The sequence below is a fragment of the Denitrobaculum tricleocarpae genome, from assembly GCF_007004665.1.
Lineage (GTDB): Bacteria > Pseudomonadota > Alphaproteobacteria > Kiloniellales > Kiloniellaceae > Denitrobaculum > Denitrobaculum tricleocarpae.
In genome coordinates, this window is sequence record NZ_ML660062.1 from 51240 (window position 1) to 67431 (window position 16192).

Consider the following 16192-nt stretch of genomic DNA (forward strand, 5'->3'; position numbering starts at 1 on the left):
GCTATCCCGCCCGATGCCCTCTTGCCCTGCCATGCCGCCGCGCCAGGGCGAAACCCGCCAGACCCAGACCGAAGAGCGTCAGCGTGCCCGGCTCCGGAACCGCCGCCATGGCGGGCGCCGCAACCAACAGCAGGTTGTCCACGGCCATTAAGCTCTGAGTGTTACCTGGGGGAACGCTGAATTGGATCTGCGAAAAAGCCGCGGTGCTGTCGATCACCCCCAAGAACCCGGCGGTATCCCCCAGTGTGTCTATGACATCAACGACCAGGCCTAATTCGGGGATGGTCAATTGAAGCGGGCCCAGAAAAGCGAACCCCAGGCCGACTCCCGTCACAGGCTCGGGAAGGGTCCAGATCAGGTTCAAGGCCCCAGTGCTGGCATTACTGCTTAAGTCGGCTTGAAAGAAACCACTGCGAACAGTGTTTTGACTCGAACTCGGCTGCCCACCGGCCAAGGTTGAAACCACGCCGTTGCCGAAAGTGATTGAAGTGCCGTCTGCGATTTCAGTGTCAAATCCCTCGTTCGTAATCGGTGCCGGGCCAGCGGCGGTCACGAAATCAGAAATGTTAGTGAAGGTAATGGGCGCAGCCTGGGCGCTGCCGACCGACAGGGCGAAGCCGCAGAGGGCCAGGACGAGGCCCGCCGTCAGTGATTTAAGACGCCGCATTCTGCTGCCCCCGTGTCTTGCCGTGCCGCCGCGCCAGGGCGAAACCCGCCAGACCGAGACCGAAGAGCGCCAGCGTGCCCGGCTCCGGAACTGCCGCCATAGAGGGCGCCGCTGCGAAGCGCAGGTTATCGATTGAGAACCTGCCCAAACCAGTGCCCTGAATGCTGAACTGGATCTGGGTAAAGGGCGTCTGGCTGTTGATCAGACCGAATGCACCACTCGCGGCCCCCATCACTGTGTTGATATCGAAGAAGACATCCGACCCGGGGATGGTCACGTCGATGAGGCTGGTAGACCCAAAATCCGCGATGAAACCAATTGCCGGGACGGGAAAGGTCCAGGTCAGGGTCAAGGGCGCACCGCCGCCAGAGCCGTCCAGGCTCCCACGAAAGAGACCGTTAAGAACTGCGTTATCTAACACAACAGTCCCCAAGTTCCCGCCTGCCGCCGTTGAGACCACGCCGCTGTCGAAGGTTATTTCGACCGCGCCTGCGATGTTATTATTGAAGGTTTCAGTGGTTACCGGCGCGGCGCCGATGGCGCCATTGAAGTCATTCAGGCTGGTCACCGTTATGGGCGCTGCCTGGGCGCTTCCGACCGACAGGGCGAAGCCGCAGAGAGCCAGCAAAAGGCCAGCCGTCAGTGATTTAAGATGCCGCATTCTGCTGCCCCCGTGTCTTGCCGTGCCGCCGCGCGAGGGCGAAACCCGCCAGACCGAGACCGAAGAGCGCCAGCGTGCCCGGCTCCGGAACCGCCGCGATGGAGGGCGCCGCTGCGAAGCGCAAATTGTCGATGTCGAAGCTGTCACCACCATTACTATTCTGAACACTGAACTGGATCCGCCTGAAGGGCGTCAGGCTGTCGATCAGACCAAATGCGCCACTCCCGGCCCCTATCTCTGTGAAGATATCGAAGACCTCACCAGAACCAAGTATGGTCACCTCGAGGGCGCTGGTACGCCCAAAATCCGCGATGAAACCAATGACCGGGACGGGAAAGGTCCAGGTCAGGGTCCGGGGCGCGAAGATGCCATTGGGGTCCAAGCCCCCTCTGAAGAGACCGTTAGAAACTCCGTTATCACCAAACCCGCCTGCCGCCGTTGAGACCACGCCGCTGTCGAAGGTGATTTCGACCGCGCCTGGGATGTTATTACTGAAGGTTTCAGTGGTTACCGGCGCGGCGCCGACGGCACTGTTGAAGTCATTCAGGCTAGTCACGGGCATGGGCGCCGCCTGGGCGCCACCCAGGGTCGGGCCGGTCATCCCCAAGGCCAGAACCAAGCCCGCTGCGTATGATTTAAGACGCCGCATTCTGCTGCCCCCGCACCCTGCCATTCCGCCGCGCCAGGGCGAAACCCGCCAGACCGAGACCGAAGAGCGCCAGCGTGCCCGGCTCCGGAACTGTCACCACAGAGGGTGCCGCTGCGAAGCGCAAATTGTCGACAGAGAAAATCTCAATAAAAGAGCTATTCTGAATGCTGAACTGGATCTGGGTAAAGGGCGTCTGGCTATCGATCAGACCGAATGAACCATTCGCGGCCCCTATCACTGTGAAGATATCGAAGATCTCACCCGAACCGGGTATGGTTACGTCGATGAGGCTGTTAGACCCAAAATCCGCGATGAAACCGATCACCGGGACGGGAAAGGTCCAGGTCAGGGTCAAGGGCGCGGAGCTGCCATCGCCGTCCAGGGCCCCACGAAAGAGACCGTTAAAAACTGCGTTATCAGACCCAACCACCCCCGAAAGCCCGCCTGCCGCTGTTGAGGCCACGCCGCTGTCGAAGGTGATTTCGACCCCGCCCGTGATGCGATTGCCAAAGGTCTCAGTGGTCACCGGCGCGGCGCCGATGGCGCTGTTGAAGTCGTTCAAGCTGGTTACCGTTATGGGCGCCGCCTGGCTGCCACCCAGGGTTAGCCCGCTCATCCCAAGGGCCAGAACCAGGCCCGCTGCGTATGATTTAAATCCCTTCATTGAGTTCCCCTCGCCGCCGCAGCTTTCCGGTCTCTCTTGCGACAAGATTTCCGTGCTGGGCATTTATCATGGTTAAATTGGATCAAGGTTAGATTGGATCAAAGCCCGCCGGGAACTGAAAAAGCGCCGAAGCTCCCGCGAGCCTTAGATTGCGCGAGGGATCACATCAGAGTGACCCGGGGAAGTGAAGGGGGCGGGCGCAGTTTGTCCCAAATCTGCGCAATTTTGTCCAATATGGAACAGTGTCCGGGCGAAAGAGGCTGATCCAAGGGTGGAGGTGCCCCTCCGGACAGCCTGAAACGGGGCTCTGGCCTCAAACAAAGCGCGCAGGTCTGCGCCGCAGCCCGAAAAGCCTCTACAATTGTAGGCATACTCAACGTTTTACAAACACTTAGGGCTGATACTTCCGGGTTGGAGCTGCCTCTTCCAGGCAGCGTACGCCCCTATCTGCGCCTTGATCGCCGCCGGCCCGCGCCAAAAGCCGGCAGGACGGGTTGATAAGGGTGGATCGGCAACCTCCGTGGAGACGGCATGCTCAAAGAGAGCAACAACATCATCATCGTCGACCGCCGGATCACCACGGAAGCCCTGGAAAAGCTGATGGTGGTGCAGCGCGGCTTCGCCCGGGGCCGCAAGGCCGCGCGGCGGGTGATCCTGAAAAAGTGCGATCTGGCACACCTGGACCTCTCCTCGGCCTGTTTCGCGGGCGCCCACTTCATCGCCTGCGACTTCTCCAGCGCCAGCCTGCGCAATGCCGACTTCAGCCGCACCGTGCTGTTCGGCTCGAGCTTCGAGAACAGCGATCTGACCAGGACGAATTTCGAGATCGCGAACCTGCAGGCGGCGATCTTCGACAATGCCACCCTGCACGGCACGCGCCTGACCCGGGCGGACATTCGCAAGGGCACGCTGATCCACGGCCAGGAGCGCAACGGCACGGCGGTCTACCGGGAAATCGAAACCTCGTTCCGGGAAGCGGACCTGATCGGGGCCGATTTCGAGGATGCCTCGTTGCGCAACGTCAATTTCTCCAGCGCCCGGATCGATGACGTGAACCTAAAGGGCGCGGATCTGACCGGGTCGCGCTTTCACGGTGCGCAGATCCGCAACCTGGATGTCTCGCAGGCCCTGGTACAGAACGCGGATTTCCGCGCGGCCTCCTTCGAGAACGTCACTCTGGGGGACAGTGCGCTGGTTCTGGCCGCGGCGGCCCAGATGACTCCCACCAGCCGGCGGGACCTGGACGCCATTATTCAATGGCACGAGACCTGGGTGGCGTCCGACGGCCGGGAGGGCACCCGCGCCTGCTTCGACGAGCAGAACCTCTCGGGCCACGACCTGGCCGGCCATAACCTGGCCACGGTGTCCTTCGATTACGCGAATCTCAGCGGCGTGCGCTTTTCCAACATGGTGCTGGCCGCCTGCAGCTTTCAGCACGCGAACCTGCGCGGCGCCGATCTGAGCGGCAGCGACCTGCGCGGCGCGGACCTCAGCAGCGCCGTGCTCACCGGCGCGAACCTGGAGGGCTGCGACGTCGGCGAACTGCCGGAAACCGGGCTGGCCACGATTTTCCCCAGCAGCCGCAGCGAGCGCGCCGGCGCGCAGCAGCTCAGGCGCACGGGCTGAGGGACAGCCGGGCGGCGTTCAAGCGCGCGGCTTTAAAGGAAATGGCGGCTCTCGGAAAAACACTGCAGAGCGCGCGAGGCCGGGGTCAGGAGAGGCCCTTTTGGCCCATGCCGAGGAACTTGTCGCGGCGCTGCTGTTTCAGAACCGTGCCGTCCTTGCCGCGCATCCGCTCCAGCTCCGCCTCGATGGCGTTGCCCACGGCGGTGATGGTTTTCTCGACGCCCCGGTGGGCGCCGCCGAGCGGTTCGCTTACGATCTGATCGATCACGCCCAGCAGCTTGAGATCCTGCGCCGTAAGCTTCAGGGCCTCCGCGGCCTCCTTGGCCTGATCGCCGCTGCGCCAGAGGATAGAGGCGCAGCCCTCGGGCGAGATCACCGAATAGATCGAGTGCTCCAGCATGATGACCGCGTTGGCCGAGGCCAGAGCGATTGCGCCGCCGGAGCCGCCCTCGCCGATGATCACGGAGATCACCGGCACCTTCAGGCCGAGACAGACCTCGATGCTGCGCGCGATGGCCTGGGACTGGCCGCGCTCCTCGGCGCCGATGCCGGGGTAGGCCCCCGCGGTATCGACCAGGGTGACCAGCGGCAGGCCGAAACGGTCCGCCATCTCCATCAGGCGCTGGGCCTTGCGGTAACCCTCGGGCCGGGCCATGCCGAAGTTGTGCTTGACCCGGGCGTTGGTGTCGGAGCCCTTTTCCTGGCCGATCACCATGACCGAATGGCCCCGGAAACGGCCGATCCCGCCGACGATGGCGTGATCCTCGGCAAAAGCCCGGTCACCCGCCAGCGGGGTAAAGTCCTCGATCAGCTGTTCGACGTAGTCGTTGAAGTGCGGGCGGTCGGGATGGCGGGCCACCTGGCTCTTCTGCCAGGCGCTCAGGCGGGCGTAGCTCTGCCGCAGCAGCCGGTCCGACTTTTCCTGCAGCTTGGTGACTTCCTCGGCGATATTCATGTCGCCGCTGTCGGAGATATGCCGCAGCTCCTCGATCTTGCCCTCGAGTTCGGCGATCGGCTTTTCGAAATCCAAAAAGTTATGCATGACCTAATTCCCGACGATCCGGCGCGCGTTTGCTCCTCAAAGCCCGGCGCAGGCTCCTCAACCCATTTACCCCAACAGTCTCCTGCCCAGCCCTCTCCACGCGCACCCAACGCGCGGCTCTCACCGCTGATGTCACCGGGTTAAGACGAAGGCTTCGACAGAAGAAACACACAGTGCGGGCCTGTCTAACACAGGCCGGCGCCAGCGTAAAAGCAATCGCGGCAAAGATTCTGTAACAATTCGCGAAAAAATGGATCCTGAAAATTCCTCCCCCGTCTCCGGGAGAGTGATGGCCTTGCGTGGAACCTGCATCCGGCCCTCGCCCCCACCCGGCCAGGCCGCTTGGTTTGACCAGGTTTCGACGCGTGTCGAAACCGGCACCGGCCCTCACCCCCACCCGGCCACATGTGTGGTTTGGTTAGGTTTCGACATATGTCGAAACCGGCACCGGCCCGCACCCCCACCCGGCCACCCATCGGAATGATCATGTGGGTGGCCGGGTGGGGGTGCGGGCCGGAACCGCATCTAGACCAACCTAACAAGGACCGGCACAAAAACCCAAGCTTGACGCAAGGCCGCGGGCGGCTGATGATCGGAGCCGTTCCTAGGGGGGCCTTTTATCAGCCTGCGGGTTGATATTGACGGGCTGAGATACTGGGCAGGCGGCAACGCCCCCAGTGACCCTTCGAACCTGATCCGGGTAATGCCGGCGCAGGGAAGGAAACCGGTTCTCACCACGAGAGAACACTCCGCAAAGACCCTCCGCTACTCACTCCCGGATCTCCTGGTGACTTTTCGAATGGAAAAGCACTGATCGTCTGAGTCTCGCACGCGAGGCGCATAACGGATTAAGGAGGTCCGCCATGTTGTTCCGTTTTTCATCCAAGCCGCTCTTGCGCGCTTTCCGCCCGACCCTCGCCGCCCTGGCGCTGGCGATGGTCTCAAGCCTTTCCATCACCCCGGCCCAGGCCGCCGAGAAGACCACGATCCTGCTGGACTGGTTCCTGAACCCGGACCACGGGCCGCTGGTGGTGGCGCAGCAGCGTGGTTACTTCGCCGAGGAAGGCCTGGAGGTCGAGCTGATCGAGCCCGCCGATCCCAACGATCCGCCCAAGCTGGTCGCCGCCGGCCGGGGGGATCTGGCCATTTCCTACCAGCCGCAGCTGCATCTGCAGATCGAGGCCGGCCTGCCCCTGACGCGCATCGGCACCCTGGTCGCCACACCGCTGAACACCCTGCTGGTGCTGGACGACGGCCCGATCAAATCCATCGCGGACCTGAAGGGCAAGAAGGTAGGCTTTTCCGTCGGCGGTTTCGAGGACGTGATGATGACCGCCATGCTGGCGCGCCACGGCCTGACCACCGACGACATCGAACTGATCAACGTGAACTTCTCGCTCAGCCCGGCGATCCTCTCCGGCCAGGTTGACGCGGTGATCGGCGCCTACCGCAACTTCGAGCTCAACCAGATGGACATCGAAGGCCACAAGGGCCGGGCCTTCTACGTCGAGGAGGAGGGTGTCGCCACCTACGACGAACTGATCATGGTCGCCAACAACGCCAAGCTCGACGACCCGCGCTTCCCGAAAGTCCTGCGCGCCATGGAGCGGGCCGTGACCTTCATGATCAACCACCCGGACGAAGCCTGGAACGACTTCATCAGCTACCGCAAGGAACTGGACGACGAGCTGAACCGCCGCGCCTGGCGCGACACGCTGCCGCGTTTTGCATTGCGCCCCGCCGCCCTGGACAAGGGCCGTTACGAGGCTTTCGCCGCGTTCCTGCAGGAGCACAAGATGATCGGCAAGCTGGTCCCCGTGGAGAGCTACGCGGTCGAGTTGGAGAGGTAGGCCCAGTTTTGGCTGACGCCTAGTTCGGTGCCGGCCCGCACCCCCTCCCGGCCACTTGGCGTGGTTTGATTAGGTTTCGACTGACGCCGAAACCGGCACCAGCCCGCTCCCCCTCCCAACCACCCAATGCGATTATCCTGTGGGTGGTTGGGAGGGGGAGCGGGCCGGCACCGAAACTCCATTCAAGAGTGAGAACCTATGAGCTCGTCAAACAACGAGAATGAATTAACCACCACCCGCTTTACCGACCGCCTCCGCGACGAATCAGAACCCTTCTGGACCCAGGCCACCACCCACCGCTTCACCCGGCAGCTCGCGGACGGGACCCTGCCGGACGAAGTTTTCATCCGCTATCTGATCCAGGACTATCACTACGTGGACTGTCTGGCGCAGGCGGTCGGCTTCGCGGTCGCGCTGGCCCCCGACATGGCCACCCGCCGCCCTCTGGCCGGTTTCCTCTCGGTCCTGACCAACGCCGAAAACGATTTCTTCCTGAAGTCCTTCGCGCGCCTGGGTGTGGATGAGGCCACCTGGCGCAACACCCCGCCCTCACCTGTTACGCAAGCCATCTCGGAGGCCATCGTCGGCGGCGCCAGCGGCCACGCTGGATCAGGCCAATACCCCGAAGCCATGACCGTCCTGCTCTGCTCCGAATGGGTCTACCAGGCCTGGGCCGAGCCGGTCGCCGACGCCCAGCCGCCCCAGCCACAATACCGGGAATGGATCGAACTGCATGCGACGGCCGAGTTCATCGGCTTCGTGGAGTGGCTACGGGAAGAGACCGACCGGGCCTGCGAGGGATTGGATGCAGAGCGGCAGGAGGCTCTGGTCGCGCTCTTCCGGAAGGTGACGGAGCTGGAAGCGGCGTTTTTTGAGGATGCTTTTGGAAGTTGAGTAAGCTTGGGACCCACTAGCCGGTGGCGGACCAGATCGGGTTTTGCTGCTTCAAAGGTCCCTCCCAGTCTCCGGAACGCCCCCATAACGTTTCTCGAATTATGCAGCCCTCATTTGCAGTATTTGCAGTTCGGGCACTTCAACAATCTGCGATGCTCTGGGCGCTGGTAAATATGTCCTCTAGGGTTATTTACAATTCTTGGATTTCGAAAATCATCGTGAAGATTAGTGTCTCTCGAAAAAAGCACTCTAGCGCCTGACACCAACGCAAGCGCAAGTATATGTTGGTCATCAGATTTTACGCCATCGGGAAGTGTATTTTTTTTGTTTTCCACCAAATCATCATTCACTTCTCTTAATCTTCCAGATTTCAAGAGTTGAATGTATAAACCTCTAAATTTGCACCTTAACATTTCCTTCTTATGATCATGTCCAGAAACACATCTTATTGTGTCTCTTTGTAGCGCCTCGATTATCGGCTTCGCTGCTTCGGAAGGCCTGATGCACTCATCTGCTACATTCGCATCAATAATCAGACACATATTTAAATTTCCAAGCCCAAAGATCGCATTTCCTCGTCAAGAAAAAACTGTCTATATCCTTTTGGGGCATTCACCAAATTTCCACTACTATCGATCGATATTTCATGAATAATTACATCGTGGCCAATTCGTTCAAAATACAGAATTCCAACGTCTTTCGGTGACAATACAACACCCTCCCTCACTTCCATTCTTATTCTGTCCAGCAAATGATCACTATGAGTTTCAATAAAAATACTGTGCCTTCTCGACTTAGCCATGTGTGAGAAGAAGCTACCTAATTCTGCCTGTGCTTTAGGATGTAAATGGACTTCAGGTTGCTGAAACAAAAATAACGTTTTTCGATTTGCTCTCAGTATATCGGTCAGAATGGGCAACGCTTGGCTAACACCGTAGCCCACATCTACGAGATTGGACGCACGTTTCTCCATTTTTACGATGATTTGAAATGGCCCACCTGTGGAAGCACCAACTTTCTTGACAACGACATCTTGAAACAAACCTGAAGCACGCCCAAACTCGATAAGGCTTTTTCTTATTCGCAGCCATTTGTCAGCATCAAAATAGTTTAGCTGAGCAAGCACGAAAGGCATGTGGCCGCCATCTGGCGTTTGAGAGATATCCGAAGGATTATAAGTTCTTTCGGGCCTAGAACGAACAGGAGCAGAGGAATAAACCCCCGACGGCAACAATCTAAGAGCACTTCTATACATACGACCAAGAACTGACATCTCGGATCGAAGCGCTCTTGCATGCCCTTGCGAAGACATCACGTCTTCATCGCTCAAGCTCTCAATCTCGTCATACAAAATATTTCTAAGAAAAAACTCTATTATAGACAAATCTAGGTTCCCATAATCTGACGACAAAATTGGAAACTCAGGCTCAAAGTCGACAATTTTAGCTGAAGGCAAATTCACCCTAAAATTTGTTCGCTCCTCTGACCGCAATTCAAATCCGTAAGACCCAGCGCTAAAAGACACTTCTCGCAAGTGCGGTTGAGATTTTTTATCTGAAAATTCAATAAATAGCTTAAATGGAATCTTCCTGTTTTCTCCATCCTCCTTGCCAAACAAGTCCGCCTCAACACCTCTACTCCTACTAGCCACTAAAACATCTTCAACTTCAAAAGAAAACGAATCTGCTCTACCGAATCTCCCACCTCTGTAGTGCGCAATATTTTCGTAGGCCCCCAAGTGGAAAGGCTCTTTATTGAAAGATGCTTTTGATTTTCGATCAAAGAGGTCAAATATAAATCGGGTCGCCGCCAAAAAGGATGTTTTGCCAGCGCTGTTTTCACCCACAAGCAGGTTAATTGGGCGAACCTCGACAACCTGCTGCTCATGAAAACACCGGAAGTCTGAAATTTTAATTTGCAATTTTTATCCTCTTACTTCATTCGCCGGGCATCGATGTATTTACACTGAGCACAATACACGACTCGTATCGTCAAATACACAAACAACCGGTGGCAGGTTGCGCTGACCCATTTACACTTGCTTGCCGCCTATGTAATGAGTGTCAGATTGAACTATCCCACCCGGCGCAGCCACGGAGCGATCAGAGGTCACTCCACCACATCACGAAAGAATTCGCTGCACACCAGGGCAACCTCTTTCGGGGCTTCGACCATGGGGACGTGACCGACTTTCTCCATGACGATCTTTCGGCTGTTGGTGATCTCTCGATGTAAAAATTCGGCGTTGTCGACGTGGAAAATTTTATCCATCGCGCCCCAGAGTATGAGAGTTGGTGTGGTGATTTTTGGAAGATGCGCCGTTTGATCCAAATCCTGCGCGATATCTTCGGCAATCTTGCGGTTGATGGCGGTGCGTTTGACAAACTCTCTGGCCAAGGCAGAGACCATAATGCCGGGGATATAGGGTGGAGCCTCCATACCAATGCGCATCATCGCCCGATAGTCTGAAGCATCGCGCACCTCAAGCATTGGATTGATGCCGGTCTTTTCCACATGCTGTCGTAACCAGCTCGGGGTTACGTCTGCCCCGGCGGTGTCGATCAGCACCAGGGATGCGACAAGAGCGGGTGATGTTGCGGCGAGCTGGATTGCAATGGCGCCGCCCATGGAATTGCCGATCAGATGTGCCCGCTTGATCCCGAGTGCAGCCAAAAACTCTTTGAGCCGCGCCGCCTGATACTGGATGCCATAGTCCAGCCCAATATCCGAGACGCTTTTGCCATGTCCCGGTAGATCCGGAATGATCAGAGGAAGGCCGCTTTTGAGGTGCTGCGCAAAACGAAGCCAGGATGTTTTGTCTGCAGCCGCGCCATGCAGCAGGACGAGGGCTTCCGATAAAGCGCCGGACGCGCTGTTCGCGCTGCGGAGGAATTCGACATCGCCAAAGGAAAGTTGAAGGGAGTCTCTCACCAGACCAGCGCGCCTGGACTCTGCCGCAATCGCTTTTTCCAGGAAAAAATCACCGATGGAATTTAAAAGGGTACCCATAGCCGCCAGGATGTTCGTTACTTCATCCCACATATCACAGTCTGGATGGATAGTAAGGCCCTGAATTTCGGGTCAGGAGTGCAATCGAACCAGGCGGCCTGACGCAGGCTCAAGGCGCCTGCGGCAGAGCGAAGCAAGCGCTATTCCAACGCCTAGCCGCTGTCAGAGTCAGGTCTCCGCTCGCACGTTATCGGCGATGACAGCAGACACACACACGACCCTGCGAACCTGTTCGGCGTACTCACCCCAAAAGAAATGACCACGCCTAACCCTTACGGCGCAGCCCTTCCGCGTTGGCGGCTTTCAAGGCCCAGAGAACAATCTGGGGCGAAACCTCGGTCGGTTCGTTGTGGATGGTCTCGCCGGAGGCACAGGCCGCTGTCGCGGCAATCATCAGTTGCTCGTCATCGGCACTTTCCAGGCCGATGTCGGCGAGAGTCGTCGGCAGGCCGATCGCCTCGCAGAAGCCGTAAACCTGATCGATCATGTCTCTTGGCTTATCGGTCAGGAACAGAGAGGCGAGAACGCCAATGGCCACTTTCTCCCCATGCCAGTAGCTGTGGGTTTCTTCCAACGCCGTCAGGCCGTTGTGGATGGCGTGACAGGCGGCCAGACCGCCGCTCTCGAAACCCAGGCCGCTGAGCAGTGTGTTCGCCTCAATCACATGCTCCAACGCCGGAGTCACGGCTTTCGCCTCACAGGCCGTCAGCGCCAGAGGGCCGTACTCCAGCAGGGTGTCGAAGCACAAACGGGCCAGGGCATTGGCGGTCATGGTCCCCGGGCGGCCCGTCATATTCGCGGCCATGCGAATCCGGCAGGATTCCGCTTCCAGCCAGGTTGCGAGCGCATCGCCCATGCCGGCGATCAGGAAACGCGGCGGGGCCTTTACGATGATCGTCGAGTCGACAATGACCACGTTCGGGTTCTGCGGCAGGACGAGATATCTGGCGAACGCGCCAGCCTCTGTGTAGATGACCGAGAGCGCACTGCAGGGCGCATCGGTCGAGGCTATGGTCGGGACAATGACGATCGGCAGGACCGCCTCATGGGCCACCGCCTTGGCGGTATCCAGGGTCTTGCCACCGCCAACACCCACAATCACGTTCGCCCCGGCCGACTCCGCCACAGCCTTGATCCGCGCAATTTCGGGATCACTGCACTCGCCGCCGAAGACATCGATGACGGCGTCCGGCACCCCTTTCAAACCGGCCGAGACCTCGTCGTTCAGGTTCGCCTGGACGAAGGGATCGACCAGAACGAGCGGCTTGGATCCCAATCGCTTTACTTCTTCGCCCAGCACGCCGAGAGCGTTGGCGCCCTGGACGTATCGCCCTGGAAAAATCGACGTGGTGATCATGTTCGACTTGTCTCCCAATTGTCAGCTGTTGCGTACCGGATGTGCTGCGTCCCCGATGTTCAGCGTCCCGGTACATCTTTGATATCGCTTATGCACAGGCATCTCCTTGCGGTAAATCAAGTGAAGCGGGCGCTCCAGCATCGCCTCGCCCGTTCCGCTTTGCGGCAGATCTTTGGTTGGGCGTCCTCAACGAGGATAAAGGTTACTTGGGGTCGGCTCCAAGTCTGTGCGCGGTACACAACGGCTCTCGTGCTCAAACCTTAGAACGCGTCAAACAACTCCGACCTGCGCTGATCCGGGGCGCCGCCGTGCCGCACCCGACCGATTACGGCCCGCCGGACTGAAGCTGCCGCGCTATGAACCTTCGAGTGCAGAAGTTCTTGACGCCGGGCGGGATTATGCCAAATGCTAGGTGCCGTCGCCCGGGCAGTTGCCGGGGATCGGCGAAACCGATTGAACTCCTGGGTAATGTATCGCGTCTGCTCCTCCCGCGGCGGCATCCGGCCGCGAGAAACCAAACCTGTCCTGAAGAGCCCCCCAGCCCCCGGAAGCGGGTGCAGGAACTTTGGCGGTGTCACGGTCTGGCGGTCTGGTGATCTGGCGGAATGATACCGATCCTTGGAACTTGAGCTGAAACCGACCGCAGACGACTGGGAAACTGAAAATGACCGAGGTGTTTTCCCTCGCCGCGGAGAATCTGGTCTCTCCGATGGTCCTCTCCTTCGCGCTCGGCCTCGCGGCTGCGCTGGCGCGATCCGACCTCTCCATACCGGAAGCCGCCGCCAAGACTCTCTCCGTCTATCTTCTCTTCGCCATCGGCTTCAAGGGAGGCGTCAGCGTCGCCGAACACGGGATCGATGCATCCCTCGTTCAGTCGCTGATCGCCGGTATGATGCTCTCGGCGGCGCTGCCCGTTCTCGCCTTCCTGCTGCTGCGCGTGCTCACGAAACTGGACCGTCTGAACGCCGCCGCGGTCGCGGGACACTACGGATCGATCTCGATCGTTACCTTCGTCGCGGCCACATCCGTGCTGGAAAGCCAGGGAATCATTGCCGAAGGCTATATGGTGGCGGTTGCGGCGGCCATGGAAGCGCCGGCGATCCTCTCGGCGCTCTGGCTCGCGTCAAGTGGCGGTAGTAAGGAGGGCGGCAGCAAAGGGCGCATGGACTCGGAGCTCTGGCGCGAAGTCCTGCTCAATAGCTCGATCGTTTTGCTGATCGGGGCATTCCTGATCGGCTGGATCACCGGCCCCAAGGGCCTGGAGGACATCGAAAGCTTTATCGTGGCCCCCTTCAAGGGCGTTCTCTGCCTCTTCCTCCTGGACATGGGGCTGCTTGCGGGACGCGGCATGAGGTCTGGCCATGGCGCGATCGGCATCGGCGCGATCGTCTTCGGCATCACCATGCCGGTGCTGGGCAGTGTCGCGGGTCTGTCCGCCGCTCTGCTGCTGGGCCTCTCGACCGGCGGAATGCTGCTGATGATGGTTCTTTCGGCCTCGGCCAGCTATATCGCCGTTCCGGCTGCCATGCGCGTGGCATTGCCGGAGGCGAACCCTTCCATATATCTCACGTTATCACTGGGCGTGACTTTCCCCTTCAATCTGATACTGGGGATCCCGCTTTACCTTGCCATGGCGCAGGCTACGACCGGAGGCTGATATGGATACGCACAAAGCCAGAAGGGTGGAAATCACCATCGAAAGAGTCATGCAGTCGCGGCTGACCGAAGCGCTAAAGTCCGCGGATGTCACCGGCTACTCGGTGCTGCCGGTCCTCGGCGGCTCGGGCCGGTCCGGGGAGTGGAGCCGTGCCGGACAGGTGAGCGAGGCGGGCGATATGGTGCATGTGGTCTGCATCGTCCGGCCGGACCGCCTTGACGCCCTGCTCGATGCCGCCTTCGCCGTGGTCGAGCGTCATATCGGGGTCGTCTGCGTCACCGATTGCGACGTCCTGCGCGCCGAGCGCTTTTAGCAGCGAAGCTCCGGACTTTCGGCGGTCGGTCGGACAATCCTGGATAAATTGCCGAACCTGCTGAGTGCCCGGCTGCATCCGCGACGTCCTCTGAGCCGCCATCCTCCCGGGTACCTGACCTCTCCCGCGCGGCGGCCTATTCTGGTAAGGTTCCGCCGCGGAGGGTATGGAAATGGCACGCGTCAGCCACAGAGTCGGTATTGCCGGTGAGATCGGGGAAATCTACCGCGCCATGCATGAGCCCGCTGGCCTGGACGGCTGGTGGTCGACACGGAGTGAGGGCACGCCGGAAATCGGGCGGGTTCTGGACCTGCACTTTTCCGATGTGGTCACCCTGTCGTTCAGGATCGAAGCATTGGAAGAAAATACGCGGATCCGCCTGCACTGCGTTTCCGGGCCAGGGCCGTGGCGGGACTGCAGGCTGGAGTTTTCCTTCGAGCAGGACGCCGGTCAGGTCTGGGTCAGGCTGGAGCATGAGAACGCAGCCGCGTCCGAGGAAGACTTTCTTTACTTCAGCACGAAGTGGACCTGCTACCTGCTGAGCCTTCGGGACTTCATCGAGACCGGAAGGGGCCGTCCCTATCCCAATGACGTCAAGATTCATCTTGGGGACTAACAGACTCATGGCATCAGGACCCAGCACGTGAGCTCGGCGCAAGAGTTCGGCGCAAGAACTCGGCAAAAAGCCGGAAAACCTAGCGCCTGAAGGCGGCAAACCGGCCGTTGACCTGCCTGAGAGAGGATGAAAGACCTCGTGCGGGCAAGTTTTCCCGCGAAACTGTCGTTTTTAACGGAATAAAACGAACGCGTGAGTTGTTGACCCTCTGTAACGGGCCCATTGCCCGTCCTCGAGCCGGCGCAAATGCCGGAGAGAAGAAGCAGGGATATCATGGCAACGCGTTTATTTGCATGGGTTTTGGCAGTCCTCGGGCTGTACGCACCTGTCACAGCCCAGGCTGCTTCCTTCGCAATTTCCAACATCGTGTTCAGCAACGAAGCCGGGAACGACCAGGGCTTCAAATGGTCTGTCGAGTGGGCCCCGGATTCCCGCTTCGATCTCGAGACGGGCGAAGAGGCGGTCGTTATCTATGGCGCGTTGATCATTCACGATCTTCGCCTGCCGCCCGCCCTTGCTCACGATAGCGGCGCTCACGATAGCGGCGCCCAATACAGCGATGCCCAATATAGCGGTGGCAGCTTCCAGGTCTCATTCGACATCTCCCCTGCGGATGGGACCGTTTCGATGCAGGGTTCTCCAGTGGCCCGGTTTTTACCGAACCCTCTCTCGGTCTCCGTGGATTTCGACAACACACCCCGTGCCTTTTCCTTCGGAGAGGGCGGCGTGTTTTTACTGACTTTCCTGGACAGCACCCGCGTTGAGAACAGCGGCCTCTTTTTGCTTTCGGCGAAAATCGAGCTCATCTCGGACAGCCGGCCTTCCAACCCGGCTAAAGACAAGGCGCCAGAGGCGCAGGTCACCAACATTCCGGAGCCGGCAAAACATGCGCGTCTCGAGTCAACACCCATCGGCACGGATGCCGCGAGGTTCCATAGTAGAACTCTTCCTTTCTAAAAAAGGGACAGCATAATAATATACCATTTCTGAGAAGTTTTTTTGCGTCACATGAATCATATTTTTGACTTTCCTGATTCAGATAAAGCTATCCATCAGCACAAAGCAGTCGCCTGAAGAAATAAGGTGACACTATGAAAATAAATTACAATCCGCGAGATAAAATTCTAAATATATTATATTTTTCAGTATTTTATAATTTTTTTCACAACACCGAACTTCAGCGCTTT

Annotated in this window: 15 protein-coding genes and 1 riboswitch; of the genes, 7 read left to right on the top strand and 8 right to left on the bottom strand. The window is 58.9% G+C overall.

Annotated features, from left to right (window positions below; translation table 11 throughout):
* Position 1: 1 nt before the first annotated feature.
* From FKG95_RS24885 to FKG95_RS24900, 4 genes are read right to left on the bottom strand one after another with little or no spacing between them, the layout of a single operon-like run.
* Entirely contained in the window at positions 2-667 is a 666-nt protein-coding gene (locus FKG95_RS24885) for a PEP-CTERM sorting domain-containing protein (protein WP_142899159.1), read from the bottom strand.
* Entirely contained in the window at positions 654-1328 is a 675-nt protein-coding gene (locus FKG95_RS24890) for a PEP-CTERM sorting domain-containing protein (protein ID WP_142899160.1), read from the bottom strand. Before FKG95_RS24890 ends, FKG95_RS24885 begins: the two co-directional genes overlap by 14 nt.
* Positions 1315-1977 carry a PEP-CTERM sorting domain-containing protein gene (locus FKG95_RS24895; protein WP_179954271.1) on the bottom strand — a complete coding sequence of 221 codons (663 nt, stop codon included), beginning with the start codon at positions 1975-1977 and terminating at the stop codon, positions 1315-1317. The genes FKG95_RS24890 and FKG95_RS24895 overlap by 14 nt, the downstream gene beginning before the upstream one ends.
* The gene (locus tag FKG95_RS24900; protein ID WP_179954272.1) at positions 1964-2641 is read right to left on the bottom strand and encodes a PEP-CTERM sorting domain-containing protein; all 678 of its coding nucleotides are present in this window, start codon (positions 2639-2641) and stop codon (positions 1964-1966) included. Before FKG95_RS24900 ends, FKG95_RS24895 begins: the two co-directional genes overlap by 14 nt.
* A 531-nt stretch (positions 2642-3172) precedes the next feature.
* Here FKG95_RS24900 and FKG95_RS24905 point away from each other — a divergent pair.
* Positions 3173-4267, top strand: a complete 1095-nt coding sequence (locus FKG95_RS24905) for a pentapeptide repeat-containing protein (protein ID WP_142899163.1) — start codon at positions 3173-3175, stop codon at positions 4265-4267.
* Positions 4268-4352: 85 nt separating this feature from the next.
* Here the strand turns inward: FKG95_RS24905 and FKG95_RS24910 are convergent, their stop codons facing one another.
* Positions 4353-5309 (bottom strand): acetyl-CoA carboxylase carboxyltransferase subunit alpha, encoded by a 957-nt coding sequence (locus FKG95_RS24910; protein ID WP_142899164.1) that lies wholly within the window; start codon positions 5307-5309, stop codon positions 4353-4355.
* A gap of 596 nt (positions 5310-5905) precedes the next feature.
* Positions 5906-6044, top strand: a riboswitch (TPP riboswitch).
* Positions 6045-6172: 128 nt separating this feature from the next.
* On the opposite strand from FKG95_RS24910, the gene FKG95_RS24915 reads away from it, so the two are divergent.
* Positions 6173-7159 (top strand): ABC transporter substrate-binding protein, encoded by a 987-nt coding sequence (locus tag FKG95_RS24915; RefSeq protein WP_218940360.1) that lies wholly within the window; start codon positions 6173-6175, stop codon positions 7157-7159.
* A gap of 198 nt (positions 7160-7357) precedes the next feature.
* Positions 7358-8053, top strand: a complete 696-nt coding sequence (locus tag FKG95_RS24920) for a TenA family protein (protein ID WP_142899165.1) — start codon at positions 7358-7360, stop codon at positions 8051-8053.
* Positions 8054-8597: 544 nt separating this feature from the next.
* Here FKG95_RS24920 and FKG95_RS24925 read toward each other — a convergent pair.
* The 3 genes from FKG95_RS24925 to FKG95_RS24935 form a co-directional block, all read right to left on the bottom strand.
* Positions 8598-9974: an AAA family ATPase gene (locus FKG95_RS24925; RefSeq protein WP_142899166.1), complete on the bottom strand. Its 1377-nt coding sequence runs from the start codon at positions 9972-9974 to the stop codon at positions 8598-8600.
* Between the two features lie 188 nt (positions 9975-10162).
* On the bottom strand, positions 10163-11095 hold the full coding sequence (locus FKG95_RS24930) for an alpha/beta fold hydrolase (protein WP_142899167.1): 933 nt from the start codon (positions 11093-11095) through the stop codon (positions 10163-10165).
* A gap of 232 nt (positions 11096-11327) precedes the next feature.
* Positions 11328-12419: a glycerol dehydrogenase gene (locus FKG95_RS24935; protein WP_142899168.1), complete on the bottom strand. Its 1092-nt coding sequence runs from the start codon at positions 12417-12419 to the stop codon at positions 11328-11330.
* A 664-nt stretch (positions 12420-13083) separates the two neighbouring features.
* On the opposite strand from FKG95_RS24935, the gene FKG95_RS24940 reads away from it, so the two are divergent.
* The 4 genes from FKG95_RS24940 (at position 13084) to FKG95_RS24955 (ending at position 15962) form a co-directional block, all read left to right on the top strand.
* A complete protein-coding gene (locus FKG95_RS24940; protein ID WP_142899169.1) occupies positions 13084-14076 on the top strand; it encodes a sodium-dependent bicarbonate transport family permease in 993 nt (330 codons plus the stop codon).
* 1 nt (position 14077) lies between these two features.
* The gene (locus FKG95_RS24945; RefSeq protein WP_142899170.1) at positions 14078-14389 is read left to right on the top strand and encodes a P-II family nitrogen regulator; all 312 of its coding nucleotides are present in this window, start codon (positions 14078-14080) and stop codon (positions 14387-14389) included.
* Positions 14390-14561: 172 nt separating this feature from the next.
* On the top strand, positions 14562-15005 hold the full coding sequence (locus tag FKG95_RS24950; protein ID WP_179954273.1) for an SRPBCC domain-containing protein: 444 nt from the start codon (positions 14562-14564) through the stop codon (positions 15003-15005).
* 273 nt (positions 15006-15278) lie between these two features.
* On the top strand, positions 15279-15962 hold the full coding sequence (locus FKG95_RS24955; RefSeq protein ID WP_142899172.1) for a hypothetical protein: 684 nt from the start codon (positions 15279-15281) through the stop codon (positions 15960-15962).
* Positions 15963-16192: the final 230 nt, after the last annotated feature.